General features: G+C 70.6%; 11 protein-coding genes and 2 riboswitches. Of the genes, 7 read left to right on the top strand and 4 right to left on the bottom strand.

Translation table 11 applies throughout. The annotated features are described in order from the left end of the window. The first annotated feature begins 2 nt into the window (after window positions 1–2). The 7 genes from MBR110_RS09870 to MBR110_RS09840 all read left to right on the top strand — a co-directional run bounded on the left by MBR110_RS09870 (window position 3) and on the right by MBR110_RS09840 (window position 14,401). Window positions 3–4,988 carry a non-ribosomal peptide synthetase gene (locus tag MBR110_RS09870; protein WP_181709048.1) on the top strand — a complete coding sequence of 1,662 codons (4,986 nt, stop codon included), beginning with the start codon at window positions 3–5 and terminating at the stop codon, window positions 4,986–4,988. A gap of 189 nt (window positions 4,989–5,177) precedes the next feature. Continuing rightward, complete coding sequence (locus MBR110_RS09865) at window positions 5,178–6,557, top strand: lysine N(6)-hydroxylase/L-ornithine N(5)-oxygenase family protein (RefSeq protein WP_176317314.1); 1,380 nt, start codon at window positions 5,178–5,180, stop codon at window positions 6,555–6,557. A 46-nt stretch (window positions 6,558–6,603) separates the two neighbouring features. Continuing rightward, window positions 6,604–8,889 carry a TonB-dependent siderophore receptor gene (locus MBR110_RS09860; RefSeq protein ID WP_045579121.1) on the top strand — a complete coding sequence of 762 codons (2,286 nt, stop codon included), beginning with the start codon at window positions 6,604–6,606 and terminating at the stop codon, window positions 8,887–8,889. 83 nt (window positions 8,890–8,972) lie between these two features. Further along, window positions 8,973–9,812 carry a formyltransferase family protein gene (locus MBR110_RS09855; protein WP_014723017.1) on the top strand — a complete coding sequence of 280 codons (840 nt, stop codon included), beginning with the start codon at window positions 8,973–8,975 and terminating at the stop codon, window positions 9,810–9,812. After that, window positions 9,812–10,822 carry a GNAT family N-acetyltransferase gene (locus MBR110_RS09850; RefSeq protein WP_046427052.1) on the top strand — a complete coding sequence of 337 codons (1,011 nt, stop codon included), beginning with the start codon at window positions 9,812–9,814 and terminating at the stop codon, window positions 10,820–10,822. Before MBR110_RS09855 ends, MBR110_RS09850 begins: the two co-directional genes overlap by 1 nt. A gap of 482 nt (window positions 10,823–11,304) precedes the next feature. Beyond that, window positions 11,305–12,741 (top strand): trypsin-like serine protease, encoded by a 1,437-nt coding sequence (locus MBR110_RS32505; protein ID WP_014723019.1) that lies wholly within the window; start codon window positions 11,305–11,307, stop codon window positions 12,739–12,741. Window positions 12,742–13,237: 496 nt separating this feature from the next. Further along, window positions 13,238–14,401: a M20 aminoacylase family protein gene (locus MBR110_RS09840; protein WP_181709047.1), complete on the top strand. Its 1,164-nt coding sequence runs from the start codon at window positions 13,238–13,240 to the stop codon at window positions 14,399–14,401. 42 nt (window positions 14,402–14,443) lie between these two features. On the opposite strand, the gene MBR110_RS09835 is transcribed toward MBR110_RS09840, so the two are convergent. From MBR110_RS09835 to cobA, 4 genes are read right to left on the bottom strand one after another with little or no spacing between them, the layout of a single operon-like run. After that, window positions 14,444–15,814 (bottom strand): cobyrinate a,c-diamide synthase, encoded by a 1,371-nt coding sequence (locus MBR110_RS09835; RefSeq protein ID WP_014723022.1) that lies wholly within the window; start codon window positions 15,812–15,814, stop codon window positions 14,444–14,446. Window positions 15,815–15,817: 3 nt separating this feature from the next. Next, the gene (gene cobO, locus MBR110_RS09830; protein ID WP_011884821.1) at window positions 15,818–16,420 is read right to left on the bottom strand and encodes a cob(I)yrinic acid a,c-diamide adenosyltransferase; all 603 of its coding nucleotides are present in this window, start codon (window positions 16,418–16,420) and stop codon (window positions 15,818–15,820) included. A 34-nt stretch (window positions 16,421–16,454) separates the two neighbouring features. Continuing rightward, window positions 16,455–16,832 carry a cobalamin biosynthesis protein gene (locus tag MBR110_RS09825; protein ID WP_011884823.1) on the bottom strand — a complete coding sequence of 126 codons (378 nt, stop codon included), beginning with the start codon at window positions 16,830–16,832 and terminating at the stop codon, window positions 16,455–16,457. After that, entirely contained in the window at window positions 16,829–17,578 is a 750-nt protein-coding gene (gene cobA, locus MBR110_RS09820) for a uroporphyrinogen-III C-methyltransferase (RefSeq protein WP_011884825.1), read from the bottom strand. Before cobA ends, MBR110_RS09825 begins: the two co-directional genes overlap by 4 nt. Window positions 17,579–17,743: 165 nt before the next feature. Beyond that, a riboswitch (cobalamin riboswitch) is annotated at window positions 17,744–17,977 on the bottom strand. A gap of 136 nt (window positions 17,978–18,113) precedes the next feature. Then, a riboswitch (cobalamin riboswitch) is annotated at window positions 18,114–18,375 on the top strand. Window positions 18,376–18,390 lie beyond the last annotated feature (15 nt).

The following is an 18,390-nucleotide window of genomic DNA, read 5'->3' as shown; positions in this document are numbered from 1 at the left end:
GGATGACGAACGCTCAACCCGACTGGCTCGCACTCGCTGCGCGCTTCGCGCAATTGCCCGACGCGCAGCGCGCGGTGTTCATCGACAAGCTCGGCGCCGCGGGGATCGATTTCCGCAGGCTGCCGATCCCGCCGCGCACGCCGCGCGACGATCGCGTCCCGGCATCGTTCGCGCAGACGCGGCTGTGGCTGCACGCGCGGCTGATCGATGCGCCGCACGCGTATCACATCACCGAGCGGCTCGCGCTCGACGGGCCGCTGGATGCGCATGCGCTGCGGCTCGCCTGCGATGCGCTGATCGCGCGCCACGAAGCGCTGCGCACCACTTTCGACGAAACGCAAGACGGCGTCGCGCAGACGATCCACGCGCCGCTGCGCTGCCCGTGGCGCGACACCGATCTCGAGGCGCTGCCGGCCGCGCAGCGGCGCGCGCAGGCCGAGCGCATCGCGACGGCCGACGAAGCCGAGCCGTTCGACCTCGGCACGCCGCCGCTCGTGCGCGTGCATCTGATCCGCTTCGATGCGACGCATCACTGGCTCGCGTTGACGGTTCACCACATCGTGTCCGACGGCTGGTCGTCGGACGTGCTGCTGTTCGAGCTGGCGGCGTTCTACCGTGCCTACGCGTCGGGCGAAGCGGTGTCGCTCGCGCCGCTGCCGATCCAGTACGCGGACTATGCGCTGTGGCAGCGCCGCTGGCTCGATGCCGGCGAGCGCGAGCGCCAGCTCGCGTTCTGGCGCGCGCGGCTCGATCCGCAACGCGGCGTGCTCACGCTGCCCGGTGCGGCCGCGCGGCCGGCGCGCCGCAGCGCGCGCGGCGCACGTCACGGGTTTTCGCTCGATGCGCGCATCGGTGCGCGGCTGCGGGCGTTCGCGGCCGACGCGGGCGCGACGCCGTTCGCGGTGCTGCTCGCGGCGCTCGACGCGCTGCTCGCGCGGGCGACCGGCGACGCGCGGATCTGCATCGGCGTGCCGGCCGCGAACCGCGAACGCGCGGAGACGGCCGGCCTGATCGGCTTCTTCGTCAACACGCTCGCGATCGACGTCGACGTGCCGGCGCACGGCGATTTCGCGTCGCTGGTCGCGCGCACGCAGCGCGCGCTCGTCGATGCGCAGATGCATCAGGACGTGCCGTTCGAGCAGGTCGTCGACGCGCTCGGCGTGCCGCGCAGCGCGAGCCATCATCCGCTGTTCCAGGTGATGGCCGCCTACGGCGAGCGCCGCGCGCCGCCCGCGCTCGGCGCGGCGTCGGCCGCATGGCTGCCGTCCGGCACGCCGTCCGCGAAATTCGACCTGACGCTCGCCGTCGAAGCGACGCCCGACGGCGCCTTCGACGCCGCGTTCATCTATGCGCTGGACCTGTTCGACGCCGCCGCGATCGCGCGGCTCGCCGCGCGCTTCGTCACGCTGCTCGACGCCGCGCTCGCGCAGCCTGCCGCGCCGATCGGCGAGCTCGACTGGCTGCCGGCCGACGAGCTCGCGCAACTGTTCGCATGGAATGCGCCGGCCGGCGCGGCCGACGCCGAGCCGTTCGTGCCGGTGCACGCGCGCATCGCCGCGCATGCGCGCAAGCGGCCCGACGCACGCGGCGTCGCCGATATCGAGCGCGCGCTGACGCGCGGCGAGGTCGACGCGCGCGCCGCGCGCATCGCGCGCAACCTGGTCGCGGCCGGCGTGCGGCCCGAGATGCGCGTGGGCGTCGCGCTGCAGCGCTCGGTCGATCTGCTGGTCGCGCTCATCGCGGTGCTGAAGTCGGGCGCGGCGTTCGTGCCGCTCGATCCCGCGCACCCGCGCGAACGGCTCGCGCAGATCGTCGGCGACGCGGGCATCGCGCACGTGCTGACCGACCGCGCGAGCGCCGCGTCGCTGCCCGCGCTGTCCGGGTTGCGCATCTGGCATGCGGATGAAGTCGATGCGCTCGACGAAGCCCAGCACGTCGAACTGCCCGACGTGCTGCCCGGTCATGCGGCCTACGTGATCTATACGTCGGGCTCGACCGGCACGCCGAAGGGCGTGATCGTCGATCACGCGGCGTTCGCGCGCCATTGCGTCGCGATCGCCGAACGCTACGGCGTGCGCGAAAGCGACGTGTTCCTGCTGTTCCAGTCGGTCAACTTCGACGGCGCGCACGAAGGCTGGTTTTCGCAATACCTGTCGGGCGCCGTGGTGTCGATCACCGCCGACGTGCTGTGGCCGCCCGCGCAGACCTGCGCGATGATGGCGCGCGACGGCGTGACGATGACCTACGTGCCGCCGGGCTGCGCCGCGCAGCTCGCCGAATGGACGCTCGCGCACGGCGCGCCGCCGACGCTGCGCTCGTTGACCGTCGGCGGCGAGGCGACGTCGCGCGAAGCATTCACGATGCTGCGCCGCGCGATGCCGAACGTGCGCGTGGTGAACGGCTACGGCCCGACCGAAACCGTGATCACGCCGACGCTGTGGATGTTCGCGCCCGGCGACGATCTCGCGAAGCTCGGCGATGCGGCCTATCTGCCGATCGGCACGCTGGTCGGCGCGCGCACCGCGCACGTGCTCGACGCACGGTTGCGGCCGCTGCCGGTCGGCGTGATCGGCGAGCTGTATCTGGGCGGCGAGGGGATCGGCGTCGCGCGCGGCTATCTCGATCGTCCGGCGTTGACGGCCGAGCGCTTCGTGCCCGATCCGTACGGCGCGCCCGGCGCGCGGCTGTATCGCACCGGAGATCTGGTGCGGCGTCGCGCGGACGGCGTGTTCGACTTCATCGGCCGCGTCGATCATCAGGTGAAGCTGCGCGGGCTGCGCATCGAGCTCGGCGAAATCGAGGCGCAACTGGCCGCGCACGATGCGGTGCGCGAAGCGTGCGCGGTCGTGCACGGGCAGGGCGCGCATGCGCAGCTCGTCGCCTACGTCGAGTTGAGCGCCGATGCACGGGCGGATACACAGCCCGTCGACGCGGCGACGCTCGATGCGCATCTGCGCCGCACGCTGCCCGACTACATGGTGCCCGCGCAACTGATCGTGCTGGACGCGCTGCCGCGCAACGCGAACAGCAAGGTCGATCGCGCGCGGCTGCCCGCGCCGGTGCGCGTCGAGCGCGCATACGAGGCGCCGCATGATGGCGACGAAGCCGCGCTCGCGGCGATCTGGCGCGACGTGCTGAACGTCGAGCGCGTCGGCCGCGGCGACCACTTCTTCGAGCTTGGCGGCCATTCGCTCGCCGCGGTGCGCGTGGCGACGCGCGTGGCCGAACGGCTCGGCCGCGACGTGCCGGTGCGCGCGCTGTTCGAGGCGCCGGTGCTCGCGCAATATGCGGCGCAGCTCGCCGATGCGCCGCGTGCGGCGCACGCCCGCAGCGCGTCGCACGCCGCCGCCGCGGTGAAGCCCGACGCCGACGGCGTGTGGCCGCTGTCGCCCGCGCAGCTCGCGCTGTGGTTCCTGTGGCGCGCGCAGCCGGACAACGCCGCCTACAACATTCCGCTCGCGCTGCGCGTGCGCGGGCCGCTCGACGTCGACGCGTTGCGCGCGGCGTTTGCGGCGGCTGCCGCCGCGCATCCCGCGCTGCGCACGCGGCTCGTCGCGCGCGCCGGCATGCTGCCGGGCCAGCGCGTCGCACCGGTTACGCCGGTCACGTTACCGCTCGTCGACGTCGCTACGCAGCCCGACGCGCTCGAGCGCGCGGCGCAGCTGACGGCCGCCGACGCGCTCACGCCGTTCGACCTCGAAGCCGATGCGCCGCTGTGGCGCGCGCGCGTCGTGCGGCTCGGCACGCACGATCATGTGCTGTCGGTGGTGATCCATCACATCGTGTCGGATGGCGAATCGATCGAGTTGTGGCTCGACGCCGTGCGGGCGCGCTATGTCGAACACGTGCGCGGCGCAACCGCATCGGCATCGGCACCCGCCACGACGCCGCTGCCGCGCACGTCGCTCGTGCTCCCGCCGCCGTGCGCGGCAGCGCGCGTCGCGTACTGGCGCGACGCGCTCGCCGATCTGCCGCCGCGCGTGCTGCCGCAGCGTGCGGATGCGCCGGCCGTTCCGCAATGGCGGGCCGCGCGCATCGCGATCGAATTCGACCCGACGACGATCCGGGCGGCGCGCGACGCCGCAACGGCCGCGCGTGCGACGTTGCCGATGCTGCTGCACGCGGCGCTCAACACCGCGCTGTTCCGCGTGACGGGCGCGGCCGACCAGCCGGTCGGCGTGCTCGCGTCGACGCGCGAGCTGGCGGGCGACGCGGCGCACGATGCGCTCGGCCTGTTCATCAACGCGGTGGTCGTGCGCACGCGGCTCGACGCGACGGCGAGCCGCGCCGACGTGCTCGCGCAGCTGCGCGACACCGCGCTCGCCGCGTATGCGCATGCGGACGTGCCGTTCGCTGACGTCGTCGCCGCGCTGCACGCGCCGCGCGCCGCCGAGGCCAATCCGCTGTTCCAGGTGATGTTCAACTACCTGCGGCCGAGCGGCGCCGCGACGCGCGACTGGGCCGGCCTGACGCTCACCGAATTCGACGACGTGCGCCATCGCGTGGTGTTCACGCTCGAGCTGGACGTCGTCGAGCATCCGGACGGCCGCGTGAGCGCCGCGTTCTCGTATGCGGACGAACTGCTCGACGCTGCGTTCGTCGCTGCGCTCGTCGACGTCTATCACGACGAGCTCGCGCGTTTCGCCGTCGCGCCCGAAGCGCGGCTCGGTGTGCCGGACGCGCGGTTCGCGGCGTCGACGGCCGCGCGTGCGCGCGTGGTCGACACGGCGCCGCAAGCGCGCCACGCCATCGCCGCACTGGCCGCGCTGTGGTCCGACACGTTTGCGTGCGCCGCGCCGCCGCCCGATGCCGAGCTGTTCGCCGCCGGCGCGACCTCGTTCGACGTCGTGCGTTTCGTCGATGCGGCGTGCGGCGCCGGTCACGCGCTGACGGTCGCCGACGTGTTCGCCGCACCGACGCTCGCCGCGCTCGGCGCGCGGCTCGACGCGACGGCCGAAACGGCGCAGGAGGCGCGCGATGCCGGCTGAAGTGCGTGCGAACCGCTTCGCGCGATTCGATACCCGTCGCGTCGCGTTTCCGCCCGGCCGCCGCGCCGTGCGCGAGACGCGCCGACATCCGCGTCGTGCAGCCGCCGTGCCCGCGCGCGCGGCGCAACACGTTGTTCGCCGGCCGTCATCGTCGACGGGCCGGTTCTACCGACAAGGGAGCTGAGAGACATGCAGAGAGAAACCGTATTCGACCTGATCGGCGTCGGCTTCGGGCCGTCTAACCTCGCGCTGGCGGTGCGTATCGCGGAACGCGGCGACGGCGCGCGCCCGCTCGCGCAGTGCTTCGTCGAGCGCCAGCCCGCGTTCGGCTGGCACCGCGGCATGCTGCTCGACGACTGCCGGATGCAGATCTCGTTTCTGAAGGATCTCGTCACGATGCGCGATCCGACGAGCCGCTACACGTTCATCAACTACTTGTTCGAACGCGGCCGGCTCAACGAATTCGTGAACCTGAAGAACTTCTATCCGACCCGCGTCGAATTCCACGACTACCTCAGCTGGGTCGCCGACGCGTTCGGCCGGCACGTGCACTACGGCGAGACCGTCACCGCGATCGAGCCCGTGCACGGCGACGGCGCGCGCGTCGACGCGCTGCGCGTGCTGTCGTGCGACGCGGCCGGCCGCGAGCGCCAGCGCGTCACGCGCGCGCTGTCGGTCGGCGTCGGCGGCACGCCGGCGGTGCCCGAGGCGTTCGCCGCGCTCGGCCGCGATCGCGTGATCCATTCGTCGTCGTATCTCGCCGACATCGAGCGCCTCGTCGCGGCGCCGGACGGCGCGCGCCGCCGCGTCGCGGTGATCGGCGCGGGGCAGAGCGCGGCCGAGGTGTTCGTCGATCTCGCGCGCCGTTTCCCGCACGTCGACGCGAGCCTCGTGATGCGCGCGGGCGCATTGAAGCCGGCCGACGACAGCCCGTTCGTCAACGAGATCTTCAGCCCCGAGTTCACCGACGTCGTCTATGCGCAGCCGCACGACGCACGACGCGCGCTGCTCGAACGCTATCGCGACACCAACTACGCGGTGGTCGACCGGCCGCTGATCGAGCAGATCTACGAAATGCTGTACCTGCAGCGCATCGACGGCACGCCACGCCATGCGCTGCTGGCGAACCGCGCGATCGAGGCCGCGCTGCGCGGCGCCGACGGCCGCATCGAGCTGACGCTGCGCGACCGGATGAACGGCAGCACGCGCGTCGAGCGCTTCGATGCGCTCGTGCTCGCGACCGGCTACCGGCGCGACACGCATACGGCGCTGCTCGACGGGCTTGCGCCGTATCTCGGCGATGCGCTCGCGCGCGGCGAGGTCGCGCGCGACTACCGGCTCGCGACGCCCGAGCACTTCACGCCGCGCATCTACCTGCAAGGCTGCTGCGAGGACAGCCACGGGCTGTCGGACACGCTGCTGTCGGTGCTGGCGCGCCGCGCGGACGAGATCTGCAGGTCGCTCGAGGAGGCGGCGTCGCTCGCCCGCGACGACGACGCGGGCCTGCCGCGACACGAACAACGACATCAAGACGGGGCGAGCGCGGGCCGGATGGCTTGCGCTCTTTGACAAAGGTGCGGTCGATGACCGCATGAATAAACGGGAGCAGAGCAACATGGAGTGGGCAACAGGCACGCGTTTGCGTGCGATCGCAGCGGCAGCGAGCGTCGCGTTCGGGATGGCGGCGGGGCACGCGTTCGCGCAGACGCCAGCCGCTGCAGGCGCGCAGAACGGCGTGCAGGACGGTGGATCGGCCGCTACGCCGGTCGCTGCGCCGAAGGGCACGGCGGTAGGCACCGCGGTAGGCACGGCGGTAGGCACCGCGGCCGGAAGCGCCGCCGGCACGCTGCCGGCGATCACCGTCAAAGCGAGCGCGGCCGGCGACGGCACGGTCGGGCTCGTCGCGAAGCGCAGCCGCACCGGCACCAAGACCGACACGGCGCTCGACGAGATCCCGCAGACGATCAACGTCGTCACCGCGCAGCAGATCGAGATGACCGGCGCGACCGACGTGAACGCCGCGCTGCGCTACGTGCCGGGCTTCTCGTCGTACGGCTCGGACAACCGCTCCGACTGGTACGCGGCGCTGCGCGGCTTCACGCCGACCGCGTTCGTGAACGGGCTGCAGGTGCCGAACACGCTGAACCTGTCGAGCTGGCGCGTCGATCCGTACATGATCGACAGCATCACCGTGCTGCGCGGGCCGACGTCGGTGCTGTACGGCGCGGGCGACCCCGGCGCGATCATCGACGTGCAGACCAAGACGGCCGACGGCGAGCGCGTGCGCGAAGCCGGCGTGCAGTTCGGCAACTATGCGCGCAAGCAGTTCATGATCGACGTCGGCGACAAGCTCGATGCGGACGGCAAGTATGCGTACCGCTTCGTCGGCGTCGCGCGCGACGGCAACGCGTTGACGGGGCCGAACAACGACCAGCGCGTCGCGCTCGCGCCGTCGTTCCGCTGGCGCCCGGACGCCGACACGTCGCTGACGCTGTCGGCCACCTACCTGCAGGACTGGGGCGACATCTCGTCGAACTTCCTGCCCGCGCAGGGCACCGTGTTGCCGAACCCGAACGGGCAGCTCGACAAGGACGTCTACGGCGGCGACCCGAACTTCAACTACTACCGCAAGAAGCAGTGGTCGCTCGGCTATCAGTTCGAGCGCAACCTGAATTCGATGTGGACGTTCCGCCAGAACGTGCGCTGGATGCACCTGTCGCTCGACAACGGCTCGGTGTTCGGCGCGGGCTTCGCGGACGGCAGCCTCACCGACATCAACCGCTGGGCCGGCGTGTTCCAGACCAACTACAGCCGCTTCGACATCGACAACAACCTGCAGGGCCGCTTCGGCACCGGGCCGTTCGAGCACACGCTGCTGCTCGGCTTCCAGTACAACCGGCAGACCGCGACCGACAGCGAATGGCTGGCCGCCGCGCCGACGCTGAACCTCTACAACCCGGTCTACACGCCGGTCACGCTGTCGGTGTTTTCGCCGCCGAACACGACGTACCGCACCAACACGTACACGACGATGAACACGTTCGGTCTGTACGCGCAGGACCAGATCAAGTGGAACCGCTGGACGCTGACGCTCGGCGGCCGCGAGGACTGGGTCAATCAGCGGATGGACGACCGCGCGGGCGGCACGCAGTCGAAGGCCGACGTCACCGCATTCACCGGCCGCGTGGGCCTCACGTACCAGGGCGACTACGGGCTGTCGCCGTACGTCAGCTACGCGACCTCGTTCAACCCGCTGATCGGCGTGAACCTGTACGGCGGCGGCCTGCCGCAGCCGACCCGCGGCAAGCAGATCGAGGCCGGGCTGCGCTGGCAGCCGCCCGGCAAGAACCTGATGCTGAGCGCGGCGATCTACCAGATCAACCAGACCAACGTGTTGACGCCGACGCCGACCAACCTCGACCCGGCCGGCACGACGTCGATCCAGACCGGCGAAGTGCGCTCGCGCGGCATCGAGCTGAACGCGACCGGCAAGCTCACGCGCAACCTGTCGCTGATCGCGTCGTACGTCTATCAGGACGTGAAGAACGTGCAGGCCAACGACGCGTCGCTGAACAACTGGCCGGTCGACATCCCGCGGCCGCGCCAGATGGCGTCGCTGTGGGCCGACTGGACCTGGCACACGGGGCCGCTCGCGGGCTTCGGCCTGGGCGGCGGCGTGCGTTACCAGAGCGCGGCGGCCGGCGCGGCCGACAACTCGCTGACCGTCGCGAGCTACACGCTGTACGACGCGGGCGTGCATTACGACACGCGCAACTGGCGCTTCGCCGTGAACGGCACGAACCTGTTCAACCGCCACTACATCAGCGGTTGCCAGTCGACCAGCGTCTGCATCTTCGGCACCGATCGCACCGTGATCGCCACCGCGAAATACAACTGGTGACGGCGCGCGCCGCGGCGTGCAGCCCGGCCTTCGAGCCGGCGCGTGCGCCGCGGCGCCGTCGTCCGCTTTTTCCCGACGCCTCCATGCGAAAGAAGAATCTCGTCTACATCCAGTCGCTGCGCAACGGCGCGGCCGATCGCGCCGGCCAGCCGGTCGCGTACCGCGGCGGCACGCGCTACATGAAGGCGCCGCTCGAATTCCTCGTCGAGCGGCTCAACGCTTCGCCGCTCGGCGAGCGCTATACGCTGCAGGCCGTGATCGTCGACGACGACGCAGGCTCGCCGGCCGACCAAGCGAAGCTCGCCGACTACGGCTTCGCGCGCACGCCGGGCCGCCCGTGGATCCTGCCGGAGGGGCTCACCGTGCAGGGTCGGCCGGTCGACGAACTGTTCTGCACGATCGCGTCAACGTACCGGCGGCTGCCGCGCGATGCGCGCGAGCGCGCGGCGGGCAAGCAGGCGTTCGAGCGCCGCCTGCTCGAGCGCCTGCTCGAACTCGACGCCGACGTCGTCGTGCTCGACGGGCTGCTCGTGATACTCGACGAGCTCGTGCGTCCCGGCGCGCGCTTTCACCGGCGCATCGCGAACATCCATCCGGGCATCACGGCCGACGGGTCGCCGTACCAGCGGCGCGGCGCGTGGGCGACGCTCGACGCGCTGCACGGCGCGCGCGGCGAGCGGGTCGACTGGGCGAGCGGCGCGACCTCGCGCGTCACGCCCGTGACGATGACGGGCGCGTCGTTCCACTACGTCGACAACGGCATCGATTCCGGCGAGGTGATCTGCGACGTGCTCGACACGCCGATCGCGCCGGACGACACGATCCTCGAACTGCGCTGGAACAACTTCCAGCGCAGCCTGTTTCCGGCACTCGAGCGCGGGCTGCACATCGTCGCCGATCGCCACGACGCGGGAGCACTGTGATGGCACACACGCTGACGAAACCGGCCGACCCGCGCGATAGCGTCGAAGGCGACGTGGCCGCCGCGCTCGACGGCGCGCCGCAGGCGACGCCCGTCGCCGAACGCATGCTGCACGCGTGGCGCCCCGACGATGCGCCGGCCGCGCTGCTCGCGGAATTCGTCGCGCTGTTCAACACCGACACGCAGCACGACGCGGCCACCGTCTCGGTGCCGCTCGGCGCGGCTGACCCGGCCGCCGTCGCCGCGTACGTCGCGCGCGCGGTGCGCGAAGGCGTGATCGACGACGCGCAGCGCGCGGGCGAGCGGCTGCGGCTCACCGCGTCGCGCGCGACGTTCTGGCAGAACCCCCAGCCGTGGCTGAAGGCGCCGGCGTCGGGCGGGATGCCGCTGCGCTACGCGATCACCAACGGCCACCGGCATCCGGTGCGGCCGCCGTCGCCGGCCGGCGAGATCTACGCGCGCTACATGCCGCAGGTCGGCATGACGTTCAGCCTGCGCACCGTCGACGTCGCGACGCACGCGCGCCTGTTCAGCGACTGGATGAACCTTGATCGCGTCGCGCATTTCTGGGACCAGCGCGGCACGCTCGACGAGCACGCGGCCTATCTCGCGGAACGGCTCGCCGATCCGCACATGCACCCGATGATCGGCTATTTCGACGACACGCCGTTCGGCTATTTCGAGTTCTACTGGGCGAAGGAGGACCGCCTTGCGCCGTTCTACGACGCGCACGACTACGATCGCGGGCTGCATCTGCTGATCGGCGACTCGCGCTTCCAGAGCGCGGGCAAGCTGCATGCGTGGTGGAGCGGCGTGCTGCACTACATGTTCGTCGACGAGCCGCGCACGCAACGGCTCGTCGGCGAGCCGCGCGTCGATCACGTGCGGCATATCGCATACATGCACCGGCTCGGGTTCCGGACGCTGAAGGAGTTCGACTTTCCGCACAAGCGCGCGGCGTTGACCGTGATGGAGCGCGATACGTTCTTCGATACGTTCCGGTTGCCGTGATCGGGGCGGCGCGACAGCGGCGCGAGCGCACGGGTGTCGCGAGGTTGCCGGCGAATGTGGAAGCTCGCGCGGACATCGCCGGAATAGGGCGTCTGTGCGCACGCGCGTCGGCATGCCGGCAATTCGTTCGATGCCGACTGCGGTGATTCCCGTGTTTCGCCGGAATGCGAAAGTTCTATCTGGAAAATCGCTGACTCAGCCAGCTATGGTTTTGCGAACAAACAATATGAGAAACGCGAAATAATTAATCGCATCTCCATTTTAGATGCCGCGATTTGTATAAATTCGGTCAATGGGACGAGTTCGAATTTGCGAATTCGTCGCCTCGATCCAACGGCCTGCCCAGTTATAACCGAACCTTTTCTCTCATCGCGATACGCTCTGGTCGGCGATATGGCTGGCGCCCGGCCGCAACCTGTCGCGATCGAAGCAATATGAATAAATCTGCATTTTCCGGGCAATAAATCCATCGGAGAGAAAACGTGAAAAAGATAATCGTGAGCGCAGGCCTGGCGGCATTGGTGGCGTCTTCGGCGGCGCACGCTTTGCGGATCGACGAAGCGACCTTCAAGTATTACGGCGGCGATAGCGCAGACCTGGCGAACAGCATCAAGACGCACAACGACCAACTGCGCGCGTTCAGTTATGAGACGCCGTGGCTCGCCGTCGGAGAGGTCGGTGGCTGCACCGCGACATGGCTTGGCGACAACGGGGGATGGACCTACGTGCTGACTGCCGCGCATTGCGCCGGCTATCAAGGCACCGAGACAGCCGTAACCAAGCGCTTCACGACGCTCGATCGCCGCGTAGTCGCATCGGGCCGGGGCACGGCGTACGTGCCGCCGCAGCGGATCAACAAGCCGGCGGGAATGGGCGGCGCGTCGACCGATATCGCGATCCTGAAGCTGCCGACGCTCCACCCGATAGCGGACGTGCTCGGCAAGCCGGTCGAGCGGCCGATCCTGAACGACGATCCTCACGAGAAAGACCGCGACGTCATTTTCGTCGGCTATGGAAGCTGGGGCGTCGGCGCGAAGGGCAGCGGTTCGTACTGGCCGGCGAACGGCGAGCGACGGCTGTACGGGCGCAGCCGGATCGACAGCATCTTCGAGCTCGGCTACGGAATCGGCGCGAGCTATCGCTCTGCCGGGCCGTCCCCGTTCTGGACGCGCACTGCGTCGGGCGATAGCGGGTCGGCCTGGTGGCAGATTCGCGATGGCAAGCCGGTCATCATCGCGACGACCAATGGCGGCGGCGACAACTATTCGACCGGCGCGCGCGTATCGAAGTACGTGGACTGGATCAAGTCGGTCTATCCGGAAGCGCGCTTCCTGTCGGCCGAGCAGCCGGCGGGCTGCATCGTCAGCCTGCAGACCGCCGCGAGATATTGCCTGCCGGTGGGGCAGCGCTCCGGTTATGCATTGCCGTCGTGGATCTATGCGCACGACGTGTTCGTCGATGCCGCACTGGGCACCGCGGTGATGCTGTCGGATTGGGACAACCTGTCCTACAACCGGATCGCGACGTTCGTCGGCACGGTCGAGAACGGCGGTCTCAAGCAGGTGAAGGCCGTCAACGGACAGGTGCTCGATTTTTCAAGGCCGCATTCGATGCGCGTCGTGCGCGATACGACGCCGCTCGGCTGTATCGTCAGCCTGACGTCGGGCGCGAAGTATTGCCTGCCGGCGGGGCAGCGGTCGGGGCGTGCGCTGCCGTCCTGGATTTATGCAAACGAAGTCCAGGTTGAAGCGGCCGCGGGGATCGCGGTGATGCTGTCGGATACGGACGACCTCGCGTTCAACCGCGTCGCGACCTTCACCGGCTTGACGCAGAACTGGGAGTTGAAGAAGGCGAAAGCCTGGAACGGCGAAGACCTCGATTTTTCGCGACCGAAGTCGATGCGCGTCGTTCAGCAATGATGTCGGGGCGTTGAGGTGCTGCGCGGCATGGGCGCGGAGCCCGTGCCGCGTGTCATGCCGGCGGCGTCGCCGGTTCCGCGAGAAACGCGCCGCGGAAGGCGTCGAGATGTCCGTCGGCGTCGCCGCCGAATTCGCCGGGTAGCAGCGTAACCACGCCGGGTTGTGCGTTCACTTGAACCCTGGCGTACACAAAAGATGTACGGCGGTTGAAAAGTGAACAAATGCCCCGGAAGTCCTTGATATCGATAGATATCGAAGCAACGCCCAACCGTGCTCGCCGCGCCTCTACATGCCGGAGACTGACACACAGCCGCGGGCACCACGCCTCCCGCTCCCCGCGCCGGTACGGCCTCGCAAACGCGCTGCCGCCATGCTCGGCACCCCAACTCAACCGGCAACTCCAGGTTGCCGCCGCGACCACTTACTCGCTATTCGGTTGCCGTGAGCCGGACTATCCTTGACTGACCCTTCCGAACCCGACCCAGGAGCCGCCCCCATGACCCACAGCGTGATCCCCGCAGGCCTCGCCGACAAAATGATCGACATTCGACACCGCATCCATGCGCATCCTGAACTCGGCTTCGAGGAATTCGCGACCAGCGATCTCGTCGCCGAGCAGTTGCAAGGGTGGGGCTATACGGTCCGGCGCGGGCTCGGCGGCACGGGCGTCGTCGCGCAGCTGAAGGTGGGCGACGGCACGCAGCGCCTCGGCCTGCGCGCCGACATGGACGCGCTGCCGATCCACGAGTCGACCGGCCTGCCGTATCGGAGCACGATCCCCGGCAAGATGCACGCATGCGGCCACGACGGTCACACGGCGATGCTGCTCGCCGCCGCGAAGCATCTGGCGCGCGAGCGGCGGTTTTCCGGCACGCTGAACCTGATCTTCCAGCCGGCCGAGGAAGGGCTCGGCGGCGCGAAGAAAATGCTCGACGACGGGCTGTTCGAGCAATTCCCGTGCGATGCGATCTTCGCGATGCACAACATGCCGGGCTTCCCGACCGGCAAGCTCGGCTTCCTGGCCGGGCCGTTCATGGCGTCGTCGGACACCGTGATCGTCGACGTCCACGGCCGCGGCGGCCACGGCGCGGTGCCGCACAAGGCGATCGACCCGGTCGTCGTGTGCGCGCAGATCGTGATCGCGCTGCAGACCATCGTGTCACGCAACGTGTCGCCGCTCGACATGGCGATCGTCACGGTCGGCGCGATCCACGCGGGCGACGCGCCGAACGTGATTCCCGAGCATGCGCAGATGCGCCTGTCGGTGCGCGCGTTGAAGCCCGACGTGCGCGATCTGTTGGAGACGCGCATCAAGGAAGTCGTTCATGCGCAGGCGGCCGTGTTCGGCGCGACCGCGACGATCGATTACCAGCGCCGCTACCCGGTGCTCGTCAACGATGCGCGGATGACCGCGTTCGCACGCGACGTCGCGCATGCATGGGCCGGCGCAGCGAACCTGATCGACGGGATGGTGCCGCTCACCGGCAGCGAGGATTTCGCATTCCTGCTCGAGCAGCGGCCGGGCTGCTACCTGATCATCGGCAACGGCGACGGGGAAGGCGGCTGCATGGTGCACAACCCCGGATACGACTTCAACGACGCGGCGCTGCCGATCGGCGCGTCGTACTGGGTCAAGCTGGCCGAGGCGTTTCTGGTGTGACGGGACGCTGGCGGGGAAGGCGAGGTCTCGCGACGCAGCCCGCTATTCCGGCACGACTTCCGGCGTCTCTCCGCTCGCTCGATCGGCCTGCTCAACCTGATCGAACGCCTCGCCGCGAAACAACGCCGCGGCCGCATCCGGGTTCGACGGCCAGTACATGTGCATGTAGGTCGCGACGACCGGCCCCGCGCGATACACGGCTTCGCCGCTGCCGCTCGCGCCGTCGCAGCGTGCCGCCGTCGCCGCCGCCGCGAGCGGCGTATCGAGCCGCGAGTAATGGAACGTATGGCCGCGCATCGGGCCCCAGCGCGTCGCGAGCGTCTGCATGCCGAGCGCGGCGAAGCGGCGCTGCATCGTCGCATGGCCCGGCAGCAGCCCGACCATCGGCGTCGTCGCGCCCTGCGCGTCGGTCAGCGACTCGCACAGGTACAGCATCCCGCCGCATTCCGCGACGATCGGCCGCCCGGCCGCCGCGTGCGCGCGGATCGTGCGCGCGCTCACCGCATTCGCGGCGAGCGTCGCCGCGTGCAGCTCCGGATAGCCGCCCGGCAGGAACAGCGCGTCGCACGCGTCGGGCACCGGTTCGTCGGCCAGCGGCGAAAAGAACCGCACTTGCGCGCCGAGCGCGTCGAGCAGCGCGAGATTGGCCGGGTAGATGAACGAGAACGCCGCGTCGCGCGCGACCGCGATCCGCGTGCCGGCCAGCGAGCGCGGCAGCGCGGCTGCTTCGGGTGCCACTTCGGGCGCTGCGAACGCGACGGCCGGCGGCAATTCGGCGAGCGCGGTCTGCGCGAGCGCGTCGGCGGCGCGCTCGAGCCGCGCGTCGAGATCGTCGATGTCGGCCGGCTGGTGCAGGCCGAGATGCCGTTCGGGCAACGCGATCGCCGCGTCGGCCGGCACGTGCCCGAGCCAGCGCAGGTCGTCCGGTAGCGCCTGCCGCAGCAGTTGCGCATGCCGCGGCGAGCCGACGCGATTCGCCAGCACGCCGTAAAACGGCACGCCCGGCCGGAACCGCGCGAGCCCGAACGCGATCGCGGCGAACGTCTGCGCCATCGCCTTCGCCGAAATCACCGCGACGACCGGCACGCCGAACGCAGCGGCCAGGTCCGCGCTGCTCGGCGTGCCGTCGAACAGGCCCATCACGCCTTCGATCAGGATCAGGTCCGCGTCGCGCGCCGCGTCGGCGAGCAGCGCGCGACAGCCGGCCTCGCCGACCATCCCGAGATCGAGTGCGTACACGGGCGCGCCGCTCGCGCGTTCGAGCAGCATCGGATCGAGGAAATCCGGCCCGGTCTTGAACACGCGCACGCGCCGGCCGAGCCGCCGGTGCAGCCGCGCGAGGCCGGCCGTCACCGACGTCTTGCCCTGGCCGGACGCCGGTGCGCTGACGAACAGCGCGGGACACGCACGCATCGGTCAGAACTCCACGCCGGGCTGCGCCTTCACGCCTTGCTCCTTGTACGGATGCTTGACGAGCCGCATTTCGGTGACGAGGTCGGCCGCATCGATCAGCGCGTCGGGCGCGTGCCGCCCGGTCACGACGACGTGCACGGCTTCCGGCCGGCCGGTGAGCGTCGCGAGCACTTCGTCGAGCGGCAGGTACTCGTACTTGAGCACGGTGTTCAGCTCGTCGAGGATCACCATCCGGTACTCGCCGCTTTCGATCATCCGGCGCGCCGCGTCCCAGCCCTTGCGTGCGGTCGCGATGTCGGCGTCGCGGTTCTGCGTGTTCCACGTATAGCCGTCGCCCATCGTCACGAAGTCGCACTGCGCGACCGCGCCGAGGAAATCGCGCTCGGACGTATGCAGCGCGCCCTTGATGAACTGCACGACGCCGAGCCGCATGCCATGGCCGAGCACGCGCACGGCCATGCCGAACGCGGCCGTGCTCTTGCCCTTGCCGTTGCCGGTGTTGACGATCAGCAGACCCTTTTCGCGGGTGGCCGCGGCCTGCTTCTTCTCGTGGCCGGCGCGGCGGCGCTCGGTCATCCGCTGATGGGATTCGGCATCGGTCTTCATCGGGAGTCGTCCTGTGGAAAGCGAAACAAACGGTTCAGAGCGGGCCGGCGAGCGCGACCGTCACGCCGTCCCGGATCAATTTGGGGCCGAGCAGCCGGCCGTCGGGCGCGGCGAGGCGCGCGCACGGCTCGGCGACGCCCGCCACGCCGAAGCGCGCGAGCGCGGCGGGCGACGGGGCGCTCAACGGCGGCGCCGTGCAACTCTTGAGCGCGGCCGCGTCGAACCCGACGAGCGGCCAGCCGCGTCGCGCGCACAGCGTGCGCAGCGGCCGCGCGCGCGCCTTGTCGGCGAGCGTCGCGACGACGGCCGGCTCCGCGCCCGGATGGCGCGCGAGCGCCGCGCGGATCGCCGCGTCGAGCTGCGCGGCCGTCACGTGCGCGCGAAAGCCGACGCCGAGCGCGACGCGCATCATGCGCCGCTGCCGAGTGCGGCGCGCACCGCCGGATCGGCGGCGAGCGCGGCCACGCGCCCGATCACGACGATCGCCGGCGAGCCGATGCCGGCCGCGTTCACGCGTTCGACGACCGTCTCGAGCGTCGCGAGCACGTGCCGCTGCGCGTCGCGCGTCGCGTTCTCGATGGCCGCGCACGGCGTGTCGCCGGGCAGCCCGCCCGCGCCAAGCGCGGCGACGATCGCGGCGAGCCGGCGAATCCCCATGTAGATGACGAGCGTCATCCGCGTCGCGGCCAGCGCGCGCCAGTCGGGTTCGTCGGCGCCCGCGCCGTGACCGGTGACGAAGATCACGCCCTGCGCGTCGCCGCGATGCGTGACCGGAATCCCGAGCGCGGCCGGCGCCGCGATGCCGGCCGTGATGCCGTTCACGACCTCGACCGGGAAGCCGGCCGCGCCGAGCGCGAGCAGCTCCTCGCCGCCGCGGCCAAACACGAACGGATCGCCGCCCTTGAGGCGCGCGACGCTGCGGCCCGCGCGCAGATGCGCGAGCATCGCCGCGACGATCTCGTGCTGCGGCGTCGACGCATGGCCGCCGCGCTTGCCGACGTGCTCGATGCGGGCATCCGCGCGCGCATGGCGCAGGACGTCCGGGTTCACGAGATCGTCGACGAGCAGCACGTCGGCCGCGGCGATCGCACGCACGGCCTTCAGCGTCAGCAGATCGGCGTCACCGGGGCCCGCGCCGACGAGCCACGCGCGGCTCATCGGGCGCGCCACGGCACGCACCGCGGCATGGCAGGGGAAACGAAACGGCGAGCGGCACGGGGGCCGGCAGACAGGCAGTGCATGGGCGGATCGGGCGAAGCGCGTGGGCGCGGGCAGACGGCGCTCCGGTCCGTCCCTCGCGGACCGGGCGTTCGGCGAGCAGCGCGCTCGCCCCTTGCGTCGGCCGGTATCCGGGCTGGCCGCTTGCCGGGCCGCAGCCTTCCCGCCCGCTGGGGCAGTGGCATCGAGGGCGGCCTGGGCGCGCGCGGAGCAACCGCGGCGCGCGGGCGGCGTACCGTTGCGGGGACAGCACAGGCCAGGCGAAGCTCCGCCTCCTGTTTCCCGTTTAACTGCATGCGCGCAATGCGCACGCGAGCACCGAACGCGGCGCATACGATAGCACAGCGCCCGGCCCGCGCGAACCGGCCATGCCTGCCCCCGCGGCCGCGCGCGGCGGGCCGCCGTGTGCGGTCGCGGCGCCCGGCGGCGGCCCCGCGATGGCCGGTTTTGCCTTGACGCTGCCGGCACCGCCGCCTACACTCGCACGCGTTTTGGTGCTCGCGCGCGCTGCTCCGGCGCGCGCAGTTAAACGGGAAACAGGGAGCCTGCCTGCACCGCAGACGAGCCAACCTGTGCTGCCCCCGCAACGGTAAGCGAACGCACGCGCCCAGCGCGTTGCAGCGCCGCTTCGCCGCATGCCCAGCGCATGCGGACGACCGCCACTGGATGCCGCGCATCCGGGAAGGCGAAGCGGCGTGTTCGTCAGCCCGGATACCGGCCAGAACGTGGGGTTCAGCGCCGCGGGGAGGCGG

The organism is Burkholderia sp. MBR-1 (genome assembly GCF_013822785.1).
GTDB lineage: Bacteria > Pseudomonadota > Gammaproteobacteria > Burkholderiales > Burkholderiaceae > Burkholderia > Burkholderia vietnamiensis.
Note: the sequence above shows the minus strand (reverse complement) of the source record. Positions and strands in the feature narration are given on the sequence as shown.